Annotated in this window: 18 protein-coding genes and 1 CRISPR repeat array; of the genes, 5 read left to right on the top strand and 13 right to left on the bottom strand. The window is 27.5% G+C overall.

The genetic code is table 4. The features are described from left to right. Positions 1–9: 9 nt before the first annotated feature. The 5 genes from rbfA to ACWXVQ_RS01195 form a co-directional block, all read right to left on the bottom strand. Positions 10–339, bottom strand: a complete 330-nt coding sequence (rbfA, locus tag ACWXVQ_RS01215; RefSeq protein WP_438340442.1) for a 30S ribosome-binding factor RbfA — start codon at positions 337–339, stop codon at positions 10–12. A gap of 1 nt (position 340) precedes the next feature. After that, positions 341–2,146, bottom strand: a complete 1,806-nt coding sequence (gene infB / locus ACWXVQ_RS01210) for a translation initiation factor IF-2 (protein WP_438340441.1) — start codon at positions 2,144–2,146, stop codon at positions 341–343. Continuing rightward, positions 2,107–2,406, bottom strand: coding sequence for a DUF448 domain-containing protein (locus ACWXVQ_RS01205; RefSeq protein WP_438340440.1), 300 nt, complete (start codon positions 2,404–2,406; stop codon positions 2,107–2,109). Before ACWXVQ_RS01205 ends, infB begins: the two co-directional genes overlap by 40 nt. Beyond that, complete coding sequence (gene nusA / locus ACWXVQ_RS01200) at positions 2,390–3,994, bottom strand: transcription termination factor NusA (RefSeq protein WP_456013280.1); 1,605 nt, start codon at positions 3,992–3,994, stop codon at positions 2,390–2,392. The genes ACWXVQ_RS01205 and nusA overlap by 17 nt, the downstream gene beginning before the upstream one ends. Before the next feature lie 105 nt (positions 3,995–4,099). Continuing rightward, positions 4,100–6,259: a helix-hairpin-helix domain-containing protein gene (locus ACWXVQ_RS01195; RefSeq protein ID WP_455966397.1), complete on the bottom strand. Its 2,160-nt coding sequence runs from the start codon at positions 6,257–6,259 to the stop codon at positions 4,100–4,102. A gap of 139 nt (positions 6,260–6,398) precedes the next feature. Between ACWXVQ_RS01195 and ACWXVQ_RS01190 the strand changes: the two genes are divergently transcribed. Together ACWXVQ_RS01190 and ACWXVQ_RS01185 are read left to right on the top strand one after the other, a co-directional pair. Next, complete coding sequence (locus tag ACWXVQ_RS01190) at positions 6,399–7,304, top strand: nucleotidyltransferase (protein WP_456013279.1); 906 nt, start codon at positions 6,399–6,401, stop codon at positions 7,302–7,304. A gap of 237 nt (positions 7,305–7,541) precedes the next feature. Then, complete coding sequence (locus ACWXVQ_RS01185) at positions 7,542–7,715, top strand: hypothetical protein (protein ID WP_456013278.1); 174 nt, start codon at positions 7,542–7,544, stop codon at positions 7,713–7,715. 414 nt (positions 7,716–8,129) lie between these two features. Here the strand turns inward: ACWXVQ_RS01185 and pip are convergent, their stop codons facing one another. The 5 genes from pip to ACWXVQ_RS01160 form a co-directional block, all read right to left on the bottom strand. Continuing rightward, complete coding sequence (gene pip, locus ACWXVQ_RS01180; RefSeq protein ID WP_456013277.1) at positions 8,130–9,065, bottom strand: prolyl aminopeptidase; 936 nt, start codon at positions 9,063–9,065, stop codon at positions 8,130–8,132. Between the two features lie 93 nt (positions 9,066–9,158). Next, on the bottom strand, positions 9,159–10,088 hold the full coding sequence (locus ACWXVQ_RS01175) for a DHH family phosphoesterase (RefSeq protein ID WP_456013275.1): 930 nt from the start codon (positions 10,086–10,088) through the stop codon (positions 9,159–9,161). Between the two features lie 3 nt (positions 10,089–10,091). Then, entirely contained in the window at positions 10,092–12,287 is a 2,196-nt protein-coding gene (locus ACWXVQ_RS01170; RefSeq protein ID WP_456013273.1) for a PhnE/PtxC family ABC transporter permease, read from the bottom strand. 2 nt (positions 12,288–12,289) lie between these two features. After that, complete coding sequence (gene phnC, locus ACWXVQ_RS01165; RefSeq protein WP_438340433.1) at positions 12,290–13,186, bottom strand: phosphonate ABC transporter ATP-binding protein; 897 nt, start codon at positions 13,184–13,186, stop codon at positions 12,290–12,292. Positions 13,187–13,218: 32 nt separating this feature from the next. After that, positions 13,219–14,511: a hypothetical protein gene (locus ACWXVQ_RS01160; protein ID WP_456013271.1), complete on the bottom strand. Its 1,293-nt coding sequence runs from the start codon at positions 14,509–14,511 to the stop codon at positions 13,219–13,221. A 419-nt stretch (positions 14,512–14,930) separates the two neighbouring features. Between ACWXVQ_RS01160 and cas9 the strand changes: the two genes are divergently transcribed. Then, positions 14,931–18,431 (top strand): type II CRISPR RNA-guided endonuclease Cas9, encoded by a 3,501-nt coding sequence (gene cas9, locus ACWXVQ_RS01155; RefSeq protein ID WP_456013269.1) that lies wholly within the window; start codon positions 14,931–14,933, stop codon positions 18,429–18,431. 93 nt (positions 18,432–18,524) lie between these two features. Here cas9 and ACWXVQ_RS01150 read toward each other — a convergent pair whose 3' ends face one another. Together ACWXVQ_RS01150 and ACWXVQ_RS01145 are read right to left on the bottom strand one after the other, a co-directional pair. Continuing rightward, positions 18,525–18,995 carry a hypothetical protein gene (locus tag ACWXVQ_RS01150; protein WP_456013267.1) on the bottom strand — a complete coding sequence of 157 codons (471 nt, stop codon included), beginning with the start codon at positions 18,993–18,995 and terminating at the stop codon, positions 18,525–18,527. Positions 18,996–19,101: 106 nt separating this feature from the next. Then, a complete protein-coding gene (locus tag ACWXVQ_RS01145; protein WP_456013265.1) occupies positions 19,102–19,653 on the bottom strand; it encodes a hypothetical protein in 552 nt (183 codons plus the stop codon). A 221-nt stretch (positions 19,654–19,874) separates the two neighbouring features. Between ACWXVQ_RS01145 and ACWXVQ_RS01140 the strand changes: the two genes are divergently transcribed. After that, positions 19,875–20,117, top strand: coding sequence for a hypothetical protein (locus ACWXVQ_RS01140; protein ID WP_456013264.1), 243 nt, complete (start codon positions 19,875–19,877; stop codon positions 20,115–20,117). A gap of 40 nt (positions 20,118–20,157) precedes the next feature. Next, the gene (locus ACWXVQ_RS01135) at positions 20,158–20,307 is read left to right on the top strand and encodes a hypothetical protein (protein ID WP_455966410.1); all 150 of its coding nucleotides are present in this window, start codon (positions 20,158–20,160) and stop codon (positions 20,305–20,307) included. Between the two features lie 112 nt (positions 20,308–20,419). Further along, positions 20,420–21,379: direct repeats of the CRISPR family, unit length 36 nt; unit sequence ATTTTAGTACTATACTATTTTTAAGCAAGGTTAGAC. On the opposite strand, the gene ACWXVQ_RS01130 is transcribed toward ACWXVQ_RS01135, so the two are convergent. Beyond that, the gene (locus ACWXVQ_RS01130; protein ID WP_455966411.1) at positions 21,380–21,589 is read right to left on the bottom strand and encodes a hypothetical protein; all 210 of its coding nucleotides are present in this window, start codon (positions 21,587–21,589) and stop codon (positions 21,380–21,382) included. Positions 21,590–21,690: the final 101 nt, after the last annotated feature.

Below are 21,690 nucleotides of genomic sequence, written 5' to 3'. Positions count from 1 at the left end.
TATTAAGTACTATTCTTTAATATCTTTAAGTATTTTTTCAATTCTTGCAGCTTCAGGCTCAACTTTATCAATTAAAAATACTAGTTCTGGTAATTTTTTATATTTTCAACTTTTAGCTACAACTGAACGAATAAATGGCGCCATTGAAGTCACTTTGTCAAAGTATCTTTCCTTGTCTTTAAATAAGGTTATATATACTTTAGCATGTGATCCATCGTTTGATAAAATTACGTCGTTAATTGAGATGTTTGTTACATCAAAATCTTTTAATTCAAAAAAACTATTTCCAATTAATTCTAATAATAATTGAGTTTTTCTTTCATGCATAATTGCGTTCATATTATACTAATACATCCTCATAAAATTTTAATTCATCATCTATATCTATTTTATCAAAATCTTTAATATGGGTACCAAAATCAAAGCCTTTTTCGACAACTTTAACATCATTTTTTTCTCTTTTTAAGGAGCTTATTGAGCCCTTAAAGATACTTTTGCCTTTTCTAATTACTTCAACTTTGCAAAGTTCTTTCGCTTGTCCTTCAAGCATCATGCAACCTGCAATTGTTCCTACTTTCGAGTAGAAAAAAAGTTTTATAACAACAGCCTGTCCAATTAATTTTTCTTCATAAACTGGTTCTTTTAAGGTATTGATAATTGCTTCTATTTCCTCAACAATTTTATAAATAATGTTATGAGAAACAATTTTTATTTTTTTAGTTTCAGCTAGTTTTTTAATTTCGCTTGATGTGCTAATGTTAAATAGATAAATTCTTGAATTAGATGCTTCAGCTAAGAGTAAGTCTGCTTTAGTTAGCTCTCCCGCTGTTGCTCGAATAACATTAACAGAGATTTCATCATTTTTTAGTTTAGATAGCGTTTGTTTAATTGCTTCAGCAGTCCCCTGCACATCGGTTTTAATAATTATGTTTAAGGTTTTTTGCCCATCTTTTATAGTGAAGGAATTTCTTTCGCTTAATTCTTTTTGTTTATTAATAAAAGATTTTTCTTCTGCTAGCTTCTTAGCAAATTTTTCATCACTAATTACAATAAATCTATCACCTGATGAGGGATTCTTATTGAGACCTGTAATTATGCAGGGTGTGCCTGGTAAGACTTTTTGCAATGGTTTTCCCTCGGTTGAGGTTAAGCTTCTAATGTTTCCATATTGACCACCAGCGACAATAAAATCTCGAGGCATAAGAGTACCATTTTCAACAATAACCGTTGACACTACCCCTCTACCTTTATCAATCTTTGATTCAATAATAGTTCCAAAAGGATCGCGATTCAGATTTGCCTTTAGGTCTAGTAAATCAGCTTGAAGAAAAATAGATTCTAATAAAGCATCAATATTATTATTCATCATTGCTGAACCATAAATGAATTGGTTTTCGCCTCCTCATTCTTCACAAATAATATTATGCTCGCTTAGTTGGCTTTTAATTTTCTCAGGATCTGCATTTGACTTATCCATCTTATTAACAAAGATAATAATTGGCACATTGGCAGCTTTCGCATGATCGATGGCTTCAATAGTTTGCGGTTTAACACCGTCATCTGCAGCTACAACAATAATAACAATATCAGTTACCCTAGCCCCTCTCGAACGCATTTCAGTAAACGCTTCGTGTCCAGGGGTGTCAAGAAAGGTAATTTTTCTACCATTATATTCAACTTGATATGCACCAGTATGTTGGGTAATCCCACCAAATTCTGTTGAAAGAATGTTACTTTTTCTAATTTGGTCAATTAGTGTTGTTTTACCGTGGTCAACATGGCCCATAATTGTCACAATGGGAGGGCGTGTTGAAAGGTCGTTTGGATCATTAATAACTTCAAGTTTATCAAATAAATTTTCAGCATCAACTGATTCTTCTTTTTGAAAATCAAGATTATAATGTAAACATATTTCCGCAATTTCTTCTTCATTTAAGAAGGTGTTAATATTTTTCATTATTCCTTTTTTAAAGAAGTAGGTTAAAATTTGCGCAGCAGTTTGGTTAATTTTTTGGCTAAATTCACAAACTGTTAATGGACCTGTAAAAATAAATACACCATTTTTGACTTTTGCCTCTACAACGTTTAATTTTTCTTTAATATTGTCTACATTTGAAATTCTTTTGTTACATTTTTGCTTAGCCATATATTCACCTCATTTCATAATTTTTTATAAATACAATCATCAATATTTTGTCTAAATGCTTTATTTAGTAAATGCTTTTTAAAAAGGGTTTCGATTTGTTCCTCATTATCTAAACAGTATGTTCCTCGACCACCTAGTTCAATGTTTGGATCAAAATAAAATTCATTATTAATTTTTGCAAATCTAACTAAGTTCTTTATAGGATAAATTTTTCCATCAACAATAGATTTACGACTATATTTTTTATCAATCTTCATCATTTAAATCACCTAAATCTAAATTCTCTAAACCAGCACTTAGGTCATCATCTTTTTTGAAGTCCTTCATTTTTGTTTGAGTTATTTTTTCATAGTCGGCTTCGATTTTTGCTTTGTCTTTAATTTCATTTTGTTTAGTGTTACCTGAGTATACATCTAAATCTTCCATTTCTTCGTTTTCTAATTCATTTTGCATATCAATTCATGTTCTTTCTATTTCCTCATCAGAAATAGATTCATATAATTGTTTTTCAAAAATATGATCTGTTTGTTGTGCTTTTTGTCTAAGCTCAGCTAGGTCTTGGTCAAATTCTGATATATTGAATGTATTATCAAAGAATGATTCATTGGATTTCTTAGAATTTCTATGATTGCTAATTGGTTTTAGATTTAACTTTTGACCTACATATTTTAATTTAGCTTCTTCTTCAGTAATATTTGCATTTTTAAATGAATATTTTATTTGGAGTTGATCGGCTTGCGCTTGGCTAATTATGTCCAAGCGGCTTCTTGTTAATTCTGAGGCAAGCCGAACATTTTGCCCTTTTTTACCAATTGCTAAAGTATGTTGAGCATTAGGAACAATAACAATAAAACTATTGAACTGTGGAGTTGAATCTTCTTTTTCGACAATATCAATAACTCTTGAAGGACTAACGGCATTCATTACAAATTTCTTTTTGTCATCATCATATAATACAACATCAATTTTTTCGTGGTTTAGTTGTTTCGAAATAGCTTCAATTCTAGCTGAATCTGTTCCGATTACTGTGCCTAATTCTTCGAGAGCAAAAGGCGCTTTTTCTGTTTTTCTTATAGCAACTTTTGCTCTTTCCCCTGGTATTCTAACAACCTTAATAATTTCAATAAATCCCTCAGCAATTTCTGGTATTTCTTGTTCGAATAATTTATTTATTAATTTAGATTCAACTGAGGATACTAATATTTGTGCATTTTTAGATTCAGGTTTTACTTCTTCAATATAAACATCTAACAAATCGCCGGCTTTTAGATTGGATAATAATCTTAAATTGCTTGTAGATGGTGGCATATAAGCAACAGTTCCATCGCGAAATTCCATGAGTGTACCAGTTTTGGTAATATTTGTTATTTTAGCTTTAACTATAGTACCTATTAAGCTACTATATTTATTAAAGGTTAATTGTTTTTCCAACTCTCTAATTTGTTGGTTGAAGATACTTAGAATTTTTTGATAATCACGTTTATGGAATAATTCGAAATCTATTTCCTCGGCAATGATATCGCCCTCCTTAATATCTGCATTAATTTTTTTAGCATCGCTTAAAGCGATTTCAATGCAAGGACAAAAATTATCTTTGTCTTCATATGTTATAGGGTCATTAGTAACGATTTTTGTATGGTTTATTATTTTAAACTGTTTCTTATCTTTATCAATGATAAATTCTAATTCAGCATCAGGATCATATTGACTAAAAATCACTTGTTCAACAGCTTTTTTAAATAAATCAACTACTGCTTCTTCATCAATATTTTTGATCTGTGAAACATTATATATAGCACTAAAAATTTGTGTTGCTTTTAGTTCCGAATCAAAAGTTTTGGTATTCATTTTTATCTCCTTTTTTATATCTTATAATTACAAAAAGGATCGGCCTATGGCCAACCCTTTTTAATCTTAATTAAAAACAGTATAATAAAATTTTAATACATTAATTTATTTTCAAATAATTTTTCCTTGAATTTTTGAGTTTACTTTATCAATATCAATAATTTTTATATTTATGTTATCGCCAATTGAAACTAGTTCATTAGGATGGTTGATATATTGGGAATTTTCCTTCTTCATATTGCGAATATGAATCAAAACATTTTCCTTTAGGCCAATATAGGCAAATACACCGAAGTTGGTAATATTTTGAACCTGGCCAATAATTTCTTGACCCAGTTGGATATCGCTAAATTTTAAAATTTTGTCATTAACAATATATCCTGGTTTATCATCCCTTATATCCTTTCCAGGTGCTAATAAAGAATCAATAATTAGGTCAATGTCATATTGATTTGCGCCTAGGTTTTTAGCTAATTCATCTTTATTAGTTGAAAGCAATATTTCCTTATCGATATTTTTTAAATCAATAGCTAATTCTTTTATTATTCTATCGGCAAGTTCATATAAGTCAGGGTGTATATTTGTCTTATCATAAAATACATTAGAATCATAAATTCGTAGAAAACCAACTGATTGTTCATAAGCTTTAGGGCCTAAACCTTTAACCTTTTTAAGATCAGTTCTTGATTTAAATAAGCCGTTCTCATTACGATAATCAACAATATTTTGTGCTAATGATTTCGAAAGGCCAGAAACATACTCTAATATATATTTGGTTGCGGTGTTTAAATCAATTCCAACCATATTGACTGCCTTTCCGACTTTGAATGCTAATTTTAAAGATAATTCTTTTTGATTAACATCATGTTGATACTGACCTACCCCAAGAGATTTTGGTTCAATTTTAATTAGCTCATTCAAAGGATCTTGAAATTTTCTGCCTATATTAATTGCTGATCTAAATTCTAGTTCTAAATCAGGGAATTCCTCTTGCGCAATTTTTGAAGCCGAGTATACAGAAGCGCCTACTTCGCTAACAATGGCAAATTTAGTGTTTTTGTTTAATTCTTTTTCTCTTCTTATTTTTAATAATTTATCAATAAATTCTTCTGTTTCACGGCTAGCGGTTCCATTTCCAATAACAATTAGATCAATCTCATATTTGTTAAGTATTTCATGCATCTTTTTGACTGCATTTAGAAATTCTTCTTTTGAGTTAGTGTGTGGATGGATAACAAAACCTTCTAAATATTTTCCATTACCGTCTAGCATTGCACATTTGCAGCCGTTAGTATATCCAGGATCGATAGATAAAATATTTTTATTTTTTGTGGCTGGAGAAAGTAATAAATCTTCAAGATTTTGAGCAAAAATTTCAATAGCTTCTTTTTCGGCACGCTCAAATAAATCTGTCTTTATTTCTCTTATTATCGATGGAAATATTAAACGATCTAGTGAATCCTTTATTGCTTCATTAACAATCTTAGCTGTTCTTTTGTTGATGAAAAATTTGTTGTTTAGATAATAAATGATAACTTTTTCATTGAATTCAATTGTATATGAAATGATTTTTTTGTCTTCACCACGAGTAATAGCTAATACACGATGGTTAGGGATATTTTTAACCTTCTCACTATAGTCATAATATTGTTTGAATGTTTCTTTTTCGTCATCCACACTTTTCTTTTTTGTTATGATAACACCGTAGTTTATAAGTTGATTTTTAACATATTCGCGAACTGAAATATCTTGTGAAATATTTTGAGCAATTATATATTTAGCTTGTTCTAAAACTTGTTCAACATCTTTTAATGTATCTCCATTAATATATTTCGAAGCTTCTTTAAAAACATTAAATTTTTCATCCTTATTTGTCATAATAAGCTCAGCAAGTGGCCCTAATCCTAATGCAAGAGCTTCGGTGGCTTTTGTTTTTTTGCCTACCTTAAAAGGTTCATATATATTTTCAACTTCCTGCTTAGTTATTGCATCATCAATTTTTTTCGATATTTCAACATCAAGTAGCTTTTTTTCTTCAAGAATTTTTTTAACATATTCTTTCCTTTTTTGAAGTTCTACATCATACTCATAAAATTCGCTAATATTTGCAACTTGTTCTTCATCAAGACCACCGGTCACATCTTTTCTATAACGTGAAATAAAGGGAATTGTAGCGCCTTCTTTTAATAATTTAAGGGTTTCACTAACCTGCTCATTACGTATATTCAATCTTTTTGCAACATTTTTTATTGATAAATCAATCATAATTTCTCCAATTTTTATTTATTATCTTTAGTACATTAATTATAAAGAAATTATTTTTTAATAGGTCTTTTTAGATTTTTTTTAAAGCAAATTAATTTATAATTTTTAAGAATTATTGAATTGTAGGAAGAATAAATTTATGTTAAAAATTGGCATTATTGCAGAATATAATCCATTTCATAATGGTCATATATACTTAATTAATAAAATTAAAGAAAGATATCCAAATTCGAAAATTATTGTTGCCTTGTCCTCTAATTTTACCCAACGTGGTGAGATTGCTTGCGCTCCTTTTGCAAAAAGAAAAAAAATATGTATGAAATATGGTGTTGATAAGGTTGTTAAGCTAGATTTTGAAACTTCAACACAAGCAGCACACTTTTTTGCAAAAGGCTCAATTGATATGTTAGATAAACAAAAAATTGATATTCTTTTTTTTGGAACATCCGATAGCAATGAAATAAAAAAATACATAAGTGCTGCCAGGTTATTGGATGAAAATCTGGATTTATATAACAAAAATGTTAAGTTGCTTTTAAAACAAGGAAAATCCTTTATTTTATCCTGTTATGAATCGTTAAAACTATTCTTAAAAGAAGAAGAAATTCCGCAAGATATTTTGGGCTTTGAATACACTAAATACGTATTAAAAAATAAACCTCATATTAAACTTGATTGTATTAAAAGGTCAATTTCACATCATTCCGGGGAAACAAGTTCAATTTATGCATCAGGAACAAAATTAAGAGAAATGATAAAAAATAATGAGGATATTTCAAATTTTTCTCCACTAAAAATTAAAAGAGTTAAGAGGATTGAAGATACATATAAGAAATTCCAAAGAATAATAAGACATTGGTCACCACAAAGAATCGCCAAAATTAAACTTGTTAGTGAAGGGATGGAAAATTTATTTAAGAAAAACATTGATGCTTTATCCTACGATGAATTTATTGATTCTTGTACATCAAAAAGATATACAAAATCACGTATTAAGCGAACTTATTTGTATGTCTTAAAGAAGTGATTTGCTAAAAAAAACTAGTATATTTTTAATTTTAAATTAAAGCGCAATTGAGGAAAAAAGTTAATTCTAAATTGGATGCAGCAAGTTATTAATACCTCTAGGTATTATTTTTTCATTATTATTGTTTATCAGGGTAATCATAGGCACTTCAGCCGCTTAGAAGGTAAGAAAATACTGAAATAAAGATCACATTTTTTATAAATCATAATTTAGTTTATTAAGCTAAATATTCAAAAAATATAATAGGTTATAGATTTGAAATTTAAAGGATTTATTTATGAGTGACTGGCTATTTTGATGAAGCAACATTTGTGCGAAACAAAAAAGTCTAAACAAGGTCATTTTGTTTCATTTGATCTATCGCCGGCATTGTTTGTGTTTACTTTTATTGTTGTTGTAATGTCAATATATACATTTGTAGCAATATAGCTAATGTTGGTCCAGGTTTTGCGTCAATTCTTTTAATTATAATTTAACATCTATAGACCTACAATTATTATATTATTAATATTTTATGATAATGCTCTTAGTGAAATTAACAATGAAATTGTCACTATTTCTGAATTTCAATAATATAGACATTGAAGCAAAGCATTATTGTTTATGATCGAATATAAACACTTTATTTTTGTTAATAATTGTTGACTTGATCTTACTAATATTAACACTTGTAGGTTTTATTGTCTTTTTTATTTCGCCCTTAAAAACTTAAAAAATTTTGATTCAATTTATTTAAAATATTTTTTTGAATCTAATCTAGATGAAAAACTTAAATGAGATTTTGTAAAAAAACATTCAGGCGTATTTTCTGAATGTTTTTTGCCTTCAAAGTCTATGAATTATTTATTGCAAATTTTTAAATTCTTCTGTAGCATTAACTAGTGCTTCGGCAATCTTTTCTTCTTTCGAGGAATGACCTGCAATAACAAAATTTAACTTTGATTTGTTTAGATTTTTATGTAAAAGGTAAGCGCCTTCTGGTCTGCAATCCATATCAAATCTACCGTGAATAATTATTGTTGGAATATTTTGAATTTTGTCAATATTTTTTAATATATAGTTATCTTCTAAAAAAATATGATTAATAAAATAATGATTTTCAAGTCTAGCTAATTCTAAATTGCTTTTCTGATTAGATAAAATTTCTTCTATTTCTGTTAGTGGATTCATCGTTATAAGCCCGAGTTCTCATTTAGCTCAATGGTATGCTGCATTGTATGCTAATTCAATATTTGGACTATTTAGATACTTGTGGTATGCCTTGATTAAATTATGTCTTTCTTCAATTGGAATAAAGTTGGAAAATTCTTCATATGCTTCAGGAAAATAGAAAGAAGCACCCTGTTGATAAAGGTAATAATCGTCTTCTTGGCGCCCTAAGAATACACCTCGCAAAATCATACCCAATACATTTTGAGGGTAATTAATGGCATAAATAAGTGACAAACAGGATCCTCATGAACCACCAAAAAGTATCCATTTATCAATATTTAAGTTTTTGCGCAACTCTTCAATATCGCTAATTAAGTTTAGTGTAGTATTTTCTTTTATTTCGGCAGATGGCATAGATTTGCCGCAACCTCTTTGATCGAATAAAATAATTCGGTAATGATTTGGGTCAAAATATTGGCGATTTGATTCAGAAATGCCACCTCCTGGACCACCGTGTATAAATAAAATTGGTTGACCATTTGGGTTACCTACTTCTTCATAATATATAGAGTGAATATCGCTTACTTTTAAAAAACCAGTTTTATATGGTTCAATTGGTTTAAACATAACAATTTCCTTTTAGATAAAATATTAGTACTTAAAATTATATTTTAATATTTTAAAAAGTTAGAGGTTTAATGCACCCCTAACTCTTATTTTTTATATTAAATAATGTTTGTTTATAAAGTTAACTATTTCTTGCAATTTATTTAAATCCTGTTGAATAAATCCAGATGAGTTTAAGTGCCCACCGCCTTGAAAATAGTTTGCAACTTTTGATACATCATAAGTAGTTTTTGATCTAATTTCACAGCGATAATCACCCTGTTTTCGTTTTAATAATGCTAGTGAAACTTCGGTGTTAGATACTTCTGCAAATTTAGCAACAAGAGGTCTTGCGATATCATTTGAAACAATTTGATCAACAATCATATATGTAACTATTCCTTCTTTTTGGGAATTGTTTATTGCATTAAAAATGAATCTGTTTTCTTCCGCATTAAGTTGCATTTTTTTAAGTAAAAGATTATAATCTAGACCTTCCTTTAATAAAAATTCCATACATTTAAAGGTTTCTTGGGTAACATTTCTCTCTTTGAAAAATTCAGTATCAGTAATGATTGCCACAGCAAGGCCTTCGAGAACTTTTTTGTCTGTTTTTAAATTTAGTTCCATAACAAGTTTAGTCATTACTTGTCCGGTTGCAGGTCAAAAATCACCACCAATTTCAAATAATCATTTGCCTTTCAAAGGATGGTGGTCAATTTTAATTGATTCTTCGGTTTTGACTCTTTGATCAAAGATTCTATTCTTTGTAGATGTATCAACAACCACCTTTAGTGAGTTATTAAAAAAGTCATTATCAACTAATGAAATTTTTTCATCTTCCAAGAACAATAGGTTTCTTGGATAATCGCCGCCAGAAATTCTTACATTCTTATTTTTTAGGTTTATTTTTATAAGATGCTTGAGAGCGACTGCAGATCCTAGGGTATCACCATCTGGTTCAACATGAGTACATAATGTTATATTATTTGCGTTTTCTAGATATTCTCAAAATTTAATAAATTTTTGCTTCATATTTTCCATAATTTAGGCCACCGTTAATGAATAATTGTCAAAATAATGATCAACCGCAATTTTGGCGGATTTTTTGGCTATTTTAGATTTCTTGAATCAGTTTTTCATATTTGCTAGATTTTGAATTGTTCGCATATATGTTGTTTTATAAACATTTTTAACATCATTTTTAATTTTAACTAATATTTTTTTATATTGATTTAAATAGTCTATTTTATTTGCCATTAGTCTTTTATAATTTTTTTCATCTGGAATTAAATCATTTTTTAATCAATAATTGTATATAAATAATTGATCCTTCTTGTGTTTTGCAATCATATATTTTGCATATCTTGTTTCATTTTTGAATTCCTCATTGTTCACAAGAGCGACGGCAAGCGACTTAATAATCATATTTTGCTTAATCAGTTTTTTAAACCAAACATCTTGGCCAAAGAAGTATCCAGTTGTTAGTTTTGAGCGAATGATATTTGAAATTTGTTCAATTGTCAATAATACAATAATGGTAAAAATTAGGTATGATGAAAGCTTGTCTCAGTCTTCAGTTTTGGATGAGTATGTACTGATTTGGAAACCAAAATCACTAGCTCCTACGGCGCCAATTACTACTGTACTTTTGAAGTTAATTTCAACTCTATATAAGAAGTTAGACAGAGATTGCGGTAATATTGATTTAATAACAATAAATTTGACTTTTTGAAATCATGTTGCGCCTAGTGAGTCTAAGGATTGAAACACCTTGTGTGGAATTTTTTCAACTGACTCCATAATTAGTTTTCCAAGCATACCAATTGAATGTATCCCCAGTGCCAAGACCCCGGCAAATAGTTTTGAGTCTTTTGACAAGATTATAAAAAGAATGGCAAAAGTGAATGCTGGTATAGCACGAATAACAATAATAATCAATTTAAATGGGTAAGAAAAATACTTATTAATATTTTTTGCGGCGAGAATTCCTAATATTAGTGCAAAAAACAAACCAATGACTGAGGAAGCTATTGCCACTAGTAGAGCCGAAGCCCCTAATGGTATAACACTTGTTTTTGATGTTTTTCAATTACCACCAAACAATGATCAATCCGGATTGAAAAGCTTATTAATTCCATCTTTGAATTGGCTAATTTTTATACTATTTCCAATTTTTCATTCAATTTGTGTTAGCGAAGCAAGGATAAGCGCAAACACAAGAATAATGACAAAAATCTTGAATATATATATTTTTGACTTTTGCTTTTTAAGCTGTTCTAATTGTTTTGCAAATGGAAGTTTTTCATCAATTTGAGGGTGCTTTTGAGAATATTCTAAAATGAATTTTTTAATCATATAGTTTAATGCTTCGATTACTATCATCAAGGCAATTAACACTCATAAAACAATTGACATATGCGATAGGTTATCTGTTATGGCGTATTGGTCAGAAAGAAGTTGTCCAATTGTTGATATTCCAACAATTGATAAAATAGCTGCAAATCTAACAACCATTTCAAATGAGTAGAATCCATATGATACAATTCTCTTTATTAAATAAGGTAAAATTGCGCTTTTAAAGGCAAGAGTTTTATTATTTCCAATTGCTTGCGCTCCCTGAAATGCACTTGTATCATAGGTGTCTAAGTCTTCATATAATCATTTTGTCATTAATGAGCTAACAAATATAGCAATTGAAAACATTGCCGCTAATGATTTTGAAAATAAGAAGAAAAAGATAAATGCGAATACAACTGGGGGGACTGCTCTAATTATCGACATTATTATTCTAAAGGGAAGATAAATTAATTTATCTTTAATAATATTTTTAGAGCTTAATAATGCTAGCGGTACTGATATAAAAATACCAAGTATAGTGCCTAATATTGAGTATGAAATAGTGGTTCATAAATAGGATAAGCTGCGCAAGAAGGTTGCATAAGGCGTGAACTCTGCAGCTCCGATTTGCGCTTTTTTATTAGTCTCAAAAAAGTGCGAAATATGGTTTCAAAAAGCTTTTCAGTTTTGAAAATCAGGTTTAATAGCAGCGATTATTATTACAACCAAAATAAAGATTAATGCACCACCCAAGATTTTGAACCATGGGAACTTTTTAGTTACCTTTTGGCCATTGATGTCAACGAATTTAGGATTAAAGTAATTTGTTACTGATTCACTAAATAATTTTAGTTTGCTTTTATATTCAATAGGACCGCTAGATTTGCTTTGCTGTTTATCCATTTCTAGATTTCCAATTTTTTAATTTTTTCTTTAATTTCATTTTGAATAATTAGTCTTTTTCTACGGTTTTCATTGAATTGTTCTTCATCAAATTGTTCCAATTTTTTTCCATATATTTCTTTTAATTGTTCTAAATTAACTTTATCTCAACTATCATTAAAAATAATTTTGCCTTTTTTTACTCCTATTATTCGATCTGCATATTGTAGGGCTAGATCAACATGATGGAGATTTGCAATTATGGTAATTTTTTCAGATTTGTTAGCTATTAAAAAACCATCCATAACACTTTTAGCCATAATCGGATCAAGCGCCCCTACAGGTTCATCTGCAAGAATAATTTTTGGTTTTTGGGCTAGAGTACGTGCTAAGGCCACACGCTGCATCTGACCGCCTGATAAATCTTTTGCTAAATCATAAGCATTTTCTAGAATATTAACTTTTGCTAAACATTGATATGCTAGTTCAATATCGCTTTTACTATAAATTCCAAAAAACGCTCTAAATAAATTCATTTGTGGTAATCTTGCCGAGAGAACATTTTGTAGTACAGTGATGTTTTCAACTAGATTATAATTTTGAAAGATAATTCCAATTTTTGTTCTAAATTGTCTTAATTTTTTTCCTTTTAATTCATTAACATTGTAAGGCCCAACCGTTAATTTTCCTGAGGTAATGGTATTTATTTTGTTTACTGTTTTAATTAGTGTGGTTTTTCCGGCTCCCGATAGACCAATAATTGCAACAAACTCGCCTTGATTAATTGAAAGATTTACATCAATTAAGCCCTTAGTTCCATTAGGATATGTTTTTGATACATTATCTCAGTTGATATTTCAATTATTATTAGTATTTTGTTGTATGTTGCTAATACTTTTTATTTTTAGATTTTTATTCATAATTAAGTTTTATATTAAATTAAGTTTTTGTATTATTCTAAGAAAGATTTAAAGCCTTCAAAATGTTTTTTAAATCATTGTTCAGGGTATATATATGAGGCGGCTGATGTTGTTGAAGTATAACCATAAATTACATAATCCCTTACTTCTGATCATTTTAGTTTTCAATTAGAACCTTGTTCTTTTAGGGCTTTAATAACAATTTTGTAAATTTCAGAATCTTTGCGAACATAAATATATGAACGATAGAAGCCAACGGTTGGAAGTTCTTCTCCTGTTGCCAACGAATCAATATGTGTTTTTAATTCATCGTTGTATCCGTTTGCAGTTGAATTTGGATTTTTAGATGGTTCCTTGTTGATATAAAGATTATTTTTATTGAATATTTTGTAGTTATTAAATGCTTCAACTAGTAGTTTTTCATCATTAAATTTAGGTGTTGATGGATTCTGCTTGCTTATATATGGGTCAATAATTTGGACATTTCTACCAGCTTGAATAATAAAGCTAGAATCTCCGGATAGCTTAGCTCATGTATCGACGGGTAGAAAGGCGACATCGATCGATTTAGCTTTCAAAGCTGTTGCAGCACTATTGTAATCACTTGAAACACTAATTTCAATATTTTTGATTCCTTTTTCCTTTATTCATAATTGTAGTTTCTCTGTTGCTTTTTGTACTAATGCGGCATCAGAAGAAGGAATGAATTGAATTTTAAGGTTTTTCTTTTCATCAACAGTTGTGAATTTATTTGTTTTTTCATCAAAGGAAATATATTCACTATCGCCCTTAGGAATAACTTCATAGGCTTTTTTTGAATCTCCATTTATGTTGTAAACGATATTTGCATCAAATCCAACTGGAGCATAGCCATCATGGTTGTATATTTTGAATATACTTTGGATCTTGTTATTTTTATCTAAGTAAGTTAGATTGCTTTCTTTGTTAGAATCTTTATTATCTTTTACTTGTTTGTTTGATTCTTTTATTGCAGCAATTAAAAGTTGTTGAAGAGCCTTGATATCGCCAAGCTTTAAGTCAGATCTCGCCTGAACACCATCATTTGAAATGTGCGATGTAGCTCCAATAACTGCTAGATCATTAGCATGGTCTTTAGCATAAAAACGAGCGTCTGATCATGCCCCGGCAACAGTGATTGATTTGTTAGCTAGTTTTTGCATAGCATCAGCATAGCCCTGGGTTTTTATTGCTTCGACATTGGAATCTGTTGTACATTGTGAAGAAATTAGACCTATAGCCATCGGAAGTATAGAAGCACTAGTTATAACTGAAGGTAGTAAGAACTTTCTGATTGATTTTTTCATTTGTTTTCCTTTTTGTGTGGATTTTCTTTAATATAAAGTATTTAAATTTACAAACGAAATTATATTAAAAACTCAAGGAGCAATAAAAAAAACACTTATTAGAAGAGTTTTTTTAAAAAAATTAACAAGTATGAAAAAAAATAAATTTTTTGTGGTGAAAAATTATATTATAAAATTAGTTTTTTTATGAAATTACAATTTTTTCATTTTACTGCAATTTAACGTAAATGTTAAAAAAAGTTATTTTATAAATTTTGTGTAATCTCATTTGGTTCGAAAATTTAAGATAAAAGTTTAGTGTATTAAAATTGCAATATTAGCAATAATAAAATCTTCAAATTTTCGCTAAATTTTAATGATAAAAATAAATATTTATATTTGTAATTTATAATAAATATGTTTTTTAGAATGGAGAATTCATGCAAGATAATAAAAAAATTGAGGTTTCATTAGGCCTAGATTTAGGGATTGGTTCAGTAGGCTGGTCACTTGTTAATAATGAAACTAACGAAGTTATTGCGCTAGGTTCTAGATTGTTTGATGAACCTAATTTAGCTGAAGATAGAAGAGCTCATAGATCTCTTAGAAGAAGTATAAGAAGAAAAGCTTTAAAGAAAAATGCTTATGCAAAATTAGTTATTAAATATAGCAAAATGTTTAATTTAGATTTAAAATCTGTCGAAGATGTTTTAAATATTTATTTAAAATCTTCACAAAAACACCCACATATTATAGATTTAAAATACAAAGCATTATCAAAAGAAATTTTATCAGAAGAATTAATATGAATACTACACGATTATTTAAAAAATCGTGGTGTATTTTATGAAATAGAAGAAGAAACCAAAGATAATAAAGGCGGCGATAAGAATAACAGTTCATTTGCCGAATTTAAAGACGATTCAAAATATCCAAGCGAAATTGAAAAAAAATACTTTGATAGATTCGGATTTGTCAAAAACATTGAAGCAAATACAGGTAATTTATTTACTAATAAAAGATGAGTTGCCGAACTTGAAAAACTTTTCGAAGTTCAGTCTAAAAAATATGATCAAAAATTATTTAAAGAATTTAGTGATAATTATCTAAATTTATTTAAATATATACGTTCATTTGAACAAGGGCCTGGCAATATAAAAAGTCCGAGTGAATACGGAATTTTTCAAAGAGATGAAAATGGTGAAGTTATTCAAAAATATACTGTAATATGAGAAAAAACCACTGGAAAATGTAGCGTGTTTAAAAAAGACAATAGAGCGCCTATTAATACGCCAAGTGCAGAAATGTTTAATTTATTACACAATTTAAACAATACAACTTTTTATATTGACGAAAATTCACAGAATAAAATAAATCTAGACAATCAAGTTAAAAAAGATCTAATTTTAAATTGATTTAATTCATTTAAAAACGATAAAAAAGTTAAAAACATAGATAAAAAATCAATTATTAAAGAAATGAAAAAAATTAATAATGATTTAACTACAAATAGTTTTAGCAATGAAGATATCGATTATAGAAATCTAAATATAACAAATGAAATTTTAAATATCTTTGTAAAAAATAATTGTATTGCTTCAATGTTTAACAGTGAAAATTTATTCAATGTAATAAGAGACTTAGATAAGTTATATCAACCAATATTTTATAATAGAAGCATTGATGACCGTATTAACAAGTTAAACGATAAAGAATGTATTAAAGTATTCAATAAATATTTATTAAATGACAGTGATATTCAGAACACTATAAAAGATATTGCTCAAAGTTCTAAATTAAAAGGTAATAAAACACATTCACTTTCATACCGTGTTTTTGAACATACGTTGCAGGCATTGTTTGACGAAATTACCAATCTAGAGTCATTAAAATGAAATAAAGAGAGTGATTTATATAAAGCAGTTAGTGAATATAATAAAGAAAATGAAATTAAACTAATTTCAAAAGAACAAACTGGCAAATATTTACAAGCCAATTTTTTAGACGATTTAATTGTTTCTCCAGCAGTTAAAAGTTCAATTAGAGAAAGCGTTAAGGTATTTAACCAAATTATCAAAGAATTTGGAAAAAAATATTTAATCACAAAAGTTGGCCTAGAAATGCCAAGGGATAAAAACGGTGAAGAAGAAGCTAAAAAAATCAGTGCTCAAAATAAACACAATAAAAAAGTTAATGATCTAATTGAAGTGGCAGTAAAAGAAAGAACTATGGATAATTCATTCAGTATTTCAAATTGCTCAGATCATACAAAATTAAAGTTATTGCTATGATTACAACAGGACGGAATTGATTTATATTCTCTTCAAGATATTGATTTAAGAAAAGTTTATAAAGATCCAGGATATACAGATATTGATCATATTCTTCCTCAAAGCAAAAGTTTTGACGATTCAATCAGAAACAAGGTTTTGGTACTAAAAGAGTCAAATAGGCAAAAGAAAAATAAGGTCCCTAAAGACTTTTTATCAACCGAAAAATTTGAAGAGCTAAAAAAATGGTTATATGTACATTGAAGATCAAAAGCCGATAAATATACTTCTAAAAAAGATAAGATCAAAGATTTACCTTGATTTAAAACATACGATGAATTAATTGCAAAGTGCAACAATTTATTGCATGACACACTTTCTCAAAGCGATGAAATAGAATTTGCTTCTAGAAATTTAAACGACACGCGTTATGCATGTAAAGAATTTTTAAGTATTTTAGCAAACTATGCTAAAAATCATGACAATCAATTCACAATAAAACCTATTAGAGGTAAATTTACAAGCATAATTAGAAAATTAGCGAAGTTGGATAAAAAGAACCGTGATGAATTTGATCACCATGCTATCGATGCTTCAATATTGGCAATTGCAGCAAACAATATGAAAATGAACCATAATAAATGAGCAATTTTGGAAAACTACTACATTGACAAAGACAACAACATTATTGATAAAGAAACTGGTGAATTTATTTGTAAGCGTTCTGATTTAACTGTCAATACCGAGGATATAACAGATAAAGTAAAAAAATCGATAGGCGAAAATAGACAACAAGAAATTAAATCTAAAGTAAGATTTACAAGAAAATTAACGAAAGATCATAATATCGAACTATTTAATGCAACTTTATACTCTTCTATCAAAGATCCAGATGATGAAAATATAATTTATAAAGTTGAACGTAAAAGTGTCTATGATATGAAAGATTACTTCGAAAAAGAAGATAAACACGATAATGTATTAATGTTCAGAAGTCACCCTCAAGAGTTTAATAAACTTAAAAATATTTATCTAGAATATAAAGGTGAAAAAAGTCCTTTTGAAGTCTATATGAATGATTTACAAAAAACATATAGTGAATTAATTTCAGAAGAGTATAAAGATTTCTGTAAAAATAACCAAATTTTATTACTTGTTGAAAATAATAAAGTCAAAATGGTTAAAAAATTAAAAATAGTTAGTGATAAAAAAGATATTAACAATGTAGCTTTAAATAAAAATGATATCAAGTCATTTAAAGAATCATTTAATTGGGTTGCGCTATTGATTTATAAAACAAGAAAAGATAAATATGCTTATATCCCGGTAAATGCAAAAATCTATACATTTGATAACAATAAAAAATCTGATTTTTCTTTAGAAGAAATTTACAATCAAAAAGAATTAAATAGAATTAAAAAAACATTAGACATTCCAGAGGAAAATAAAATAATTGATGTCTGATATAAAAATACGTTGTTTAAAAACGCAATCGATAATCAAGTCTATTATTTATGTGGCGCAGTTTATAGTTCTCAAACTATTGAAGTTAAATACATTTCAAAAAGAAATGTAATAAAAAATGGAGAAAAATTAGGGGAAAAAAGGCTAATAACTACAATTTCTTCTTTTTGCTCGAAATCAATAAAAACAAAAAATAGAATAATTTAAAATATTTTAAAGGTACTGCAGATAAATTTACACAAAATTTACTACACTACCATAACCAACCAATTTTAAAGTTATTTAAATTATTCAAAATTTTTAATAAACACACGTCAAAACTATATATTGTTCATACATTTTTAATTGGTTAATTGGCTTTTTTATTAAATGCGATATAAAAGCTTTTGCGTTATTATTAATAAAGCCAATATTTTTATCATTAATTTCTGTTAGACCATAAAAATTATTATTTATATATTTGCGCAAAGAAAATAACAAGTTGGAACGATTTAAACCTAAATATTTTTTGATTATCCTCTTATTGCTATAAATAAAATTAATAAGTTCATCATATTTTTTATTGTGCATAAAATTATTAAAAATAAGTTTTAAATCTAGATTTTCTTTAGACTTTAATTGTTCTAAACCATACTTTAATTCAGCAGAATTATTAAAAATTGCATTAATTTTTTGAAATAGATGAAATCTACATAATATGTATTTAGCCTTTATTTTCTTTGCTAAATTTGAAATTCATTTTGCCCATCACCAAGCACAATTAGCCTGCAATTTTTATCATAATATTTTTTAATAACTATATTTATTTGCTCAATTAAATATGCAAGACTTATCTGTTTTTGGGTTCTTGAAAAGATAAAAAAATGATTCTTATTTATTATATTTTTGTTTTTATCAAGCATAAAAAAAATATGATTCTTGTTCTAAATTTACTTACTTTATTTTTATTTTGTTTAGTATTAAAATATGTATCATCTACACTAATATAGATTGTATTATTAGAAGAATTATCCAAACTCTTAATTAATCTATTTTGTTCAATTCTTTTACTAATATTAAATTGCTGCCTTCACATAATGACAAATCAAGGTTTTGAGATATTGTATCTCATAGAAATAACACGTAAATTCGCTCCATCTAAATACCATTTTTTGCCTTTTTCCAATAAAGAAATATCAACTCTTCTTTTGAAATTATCATTCAAAAATACGTTCTTATTAAATATATAAGTATGTAATAAAACTTTATTATCATCATAGTATTTATATTTGGTAATTTTTATGCATAAAATCCCGAATTCTAGTTTAATTTTTCTAGTTATATATGAATGTATTAATACCCCTTTTTGCTTACGTTCATCAGAATTTCTAAACGCTTCGTCTTCTTTTTCTATTTTTTCTTTTAGTATTTCTAATATATAGTTATTCATAAAATAATAATGTTTTAAATGAGGCAAAAAATATATAAAATTCTCATAAATTAAAAACAATTCGCTAAAAATTTTTAATATATGCATAAAAAAGATATATAATATTGATATATTGTGAGCAGAGAGGCGCAACTCCCGCGGTCGGCTGGCAAAACGAAGGAAAAAGAAAAAGTGCGCAAAAACTAGCAACAGCTAGTTTTTTATATATAATTTGGAACTGTATGAGTATATATAAAGGAACGATTTGAAAAATAAGAGATATGTTAAATCGCAACAAAAATGAAAAAATCAAAAAAGTTACACCAAAAAATGATGCAACTTTTTTGATTGGTGCAGATCGACAATACTATTTTTATATAGACAATAAAACATATAAAGCTTTTGAATTAAATGAAAATGACATTCAAATGTATGAGAATATAACATATAGTAAAAAGCTTCCTCTTGAAATATCGGCGGCTTAAAAAATGTAAAACACCAAAAAGCTAGATATTGCGCAATCAGATGCTATCTAAAAAAACAGAAATTTTAGAATCTTTTGTTAAAACTGGCCTTATTTCGCAAAGAGAAATAGATTTAATGTGATCAATTAATGAAGATTTAGAAAAAATAAGAAGAGTCATAAATTTTTATAAATTATTCTATTCATGGTAGAGTTTTTTTATTAGAAATTATGCAAAATGTATACTTAAACAAGTTCAAAATATTGGTGGCTCATTTTTCATGCTAATTAATGTGAATTTAAACGTTTTTATACAAAAATGACATTTTAGTACTATACTATTTTTAAGCAAGGTTAGACTTGTTTAGATTATGAGCTTAAGAGATGAAAATTTTAGTACTATACTATTTTTAAGCAAGGTTAGACAATAGAAGATTAAACACTAATAAGAAACAAATTTTAGTACTATACTATTTTTAAGCAAGGTTAGACTTAATTCTTTTTTAAAAAGATTAGAAGAAAATTTTAGTACTATACTATTTTTAAGCAAGGTTAGACGTGCATTAATATATCTATTAATGCAAGGGGATTTTAGTACTATACTATTTTTAAGCAAGGTTAGACATGGTGAGTTTTTTGAACTCTTTGCATTTGATTTTAGTACTATACTATTTTTAAGCAAGGTTAGACAACAAAAAAAAGAAAATTCATATATCTTAAATTTTAGTACTATACTATTTTTAAGCAAGGTTAGACTAATAATAATCTTTATACGTAAGGTACGTAATTTTAGTACTATACTATTTTTAAGCAAGGTTAGACTTTTTAAAAAGTATGATATAATTATTATGTATTTTAGTACTATACTATTTTTAAGCAAGGTTAGACTTTTGTAATTATTCATTTTTCCGTTTTCTAATTTTAGTACTATACTATTTTTAAGCAAGGTTAGACTAAATTTACTTATAATACAAAAGATAATTTATTTTAGTACTATACTATTTTTAAGCAAGGTTAGACCTACAAATAAAAATAAATTTAGAGCAATTGATTTTAGTACTATACTATTTTTAAGCAAGGTTAGACTAACTATGCAAGTTTTTGAAAATTGTATTTATTTTAGTACTATACTATTTTTAAGCAAGGTTAGACTATTAAAAAGAGAATTATTGTTAACTACACATTTTAGTACTATACTATTTTTAAGCAAGGTTAGACAAATCATTCTTTATAACTTAATTCATTTTTATTTTAGTACTATACTATTTTTAAGCAAGGTGAGACTTAACTAATCAATCTTTGCTGATTTACGCTTTTTTTATCAAAATAAAGTGATAAAACTTTTGAAGTTGAAACATCGATACATGCAACAATTGTTCATAAGGTTTGATCAACATAAAAATGAATAGTTCCATCAAGTTCAACACATTCGCCCATATTTACTAATTTTCTTTTTGAGATTACGGTTGGTTTTGCAATCTCCTCTTTAGGCAAAATATTTGGCTTATAAGGTATATATTTTTTACAAAAGTTTTTTGTTTTTTTATTGTATTTTTATGAGCAAAAGCACTTAGAAATCCGCTTTGCGTAAGTCT

Source organism: Mycoplasma sp. 527 (assembly GCF_053851595.1).
The sequence above is the reverse complement of the archived record's forward strand: the minus strand, read 5'-3'. Positions and strand labels throughout refer to the sequence as shown.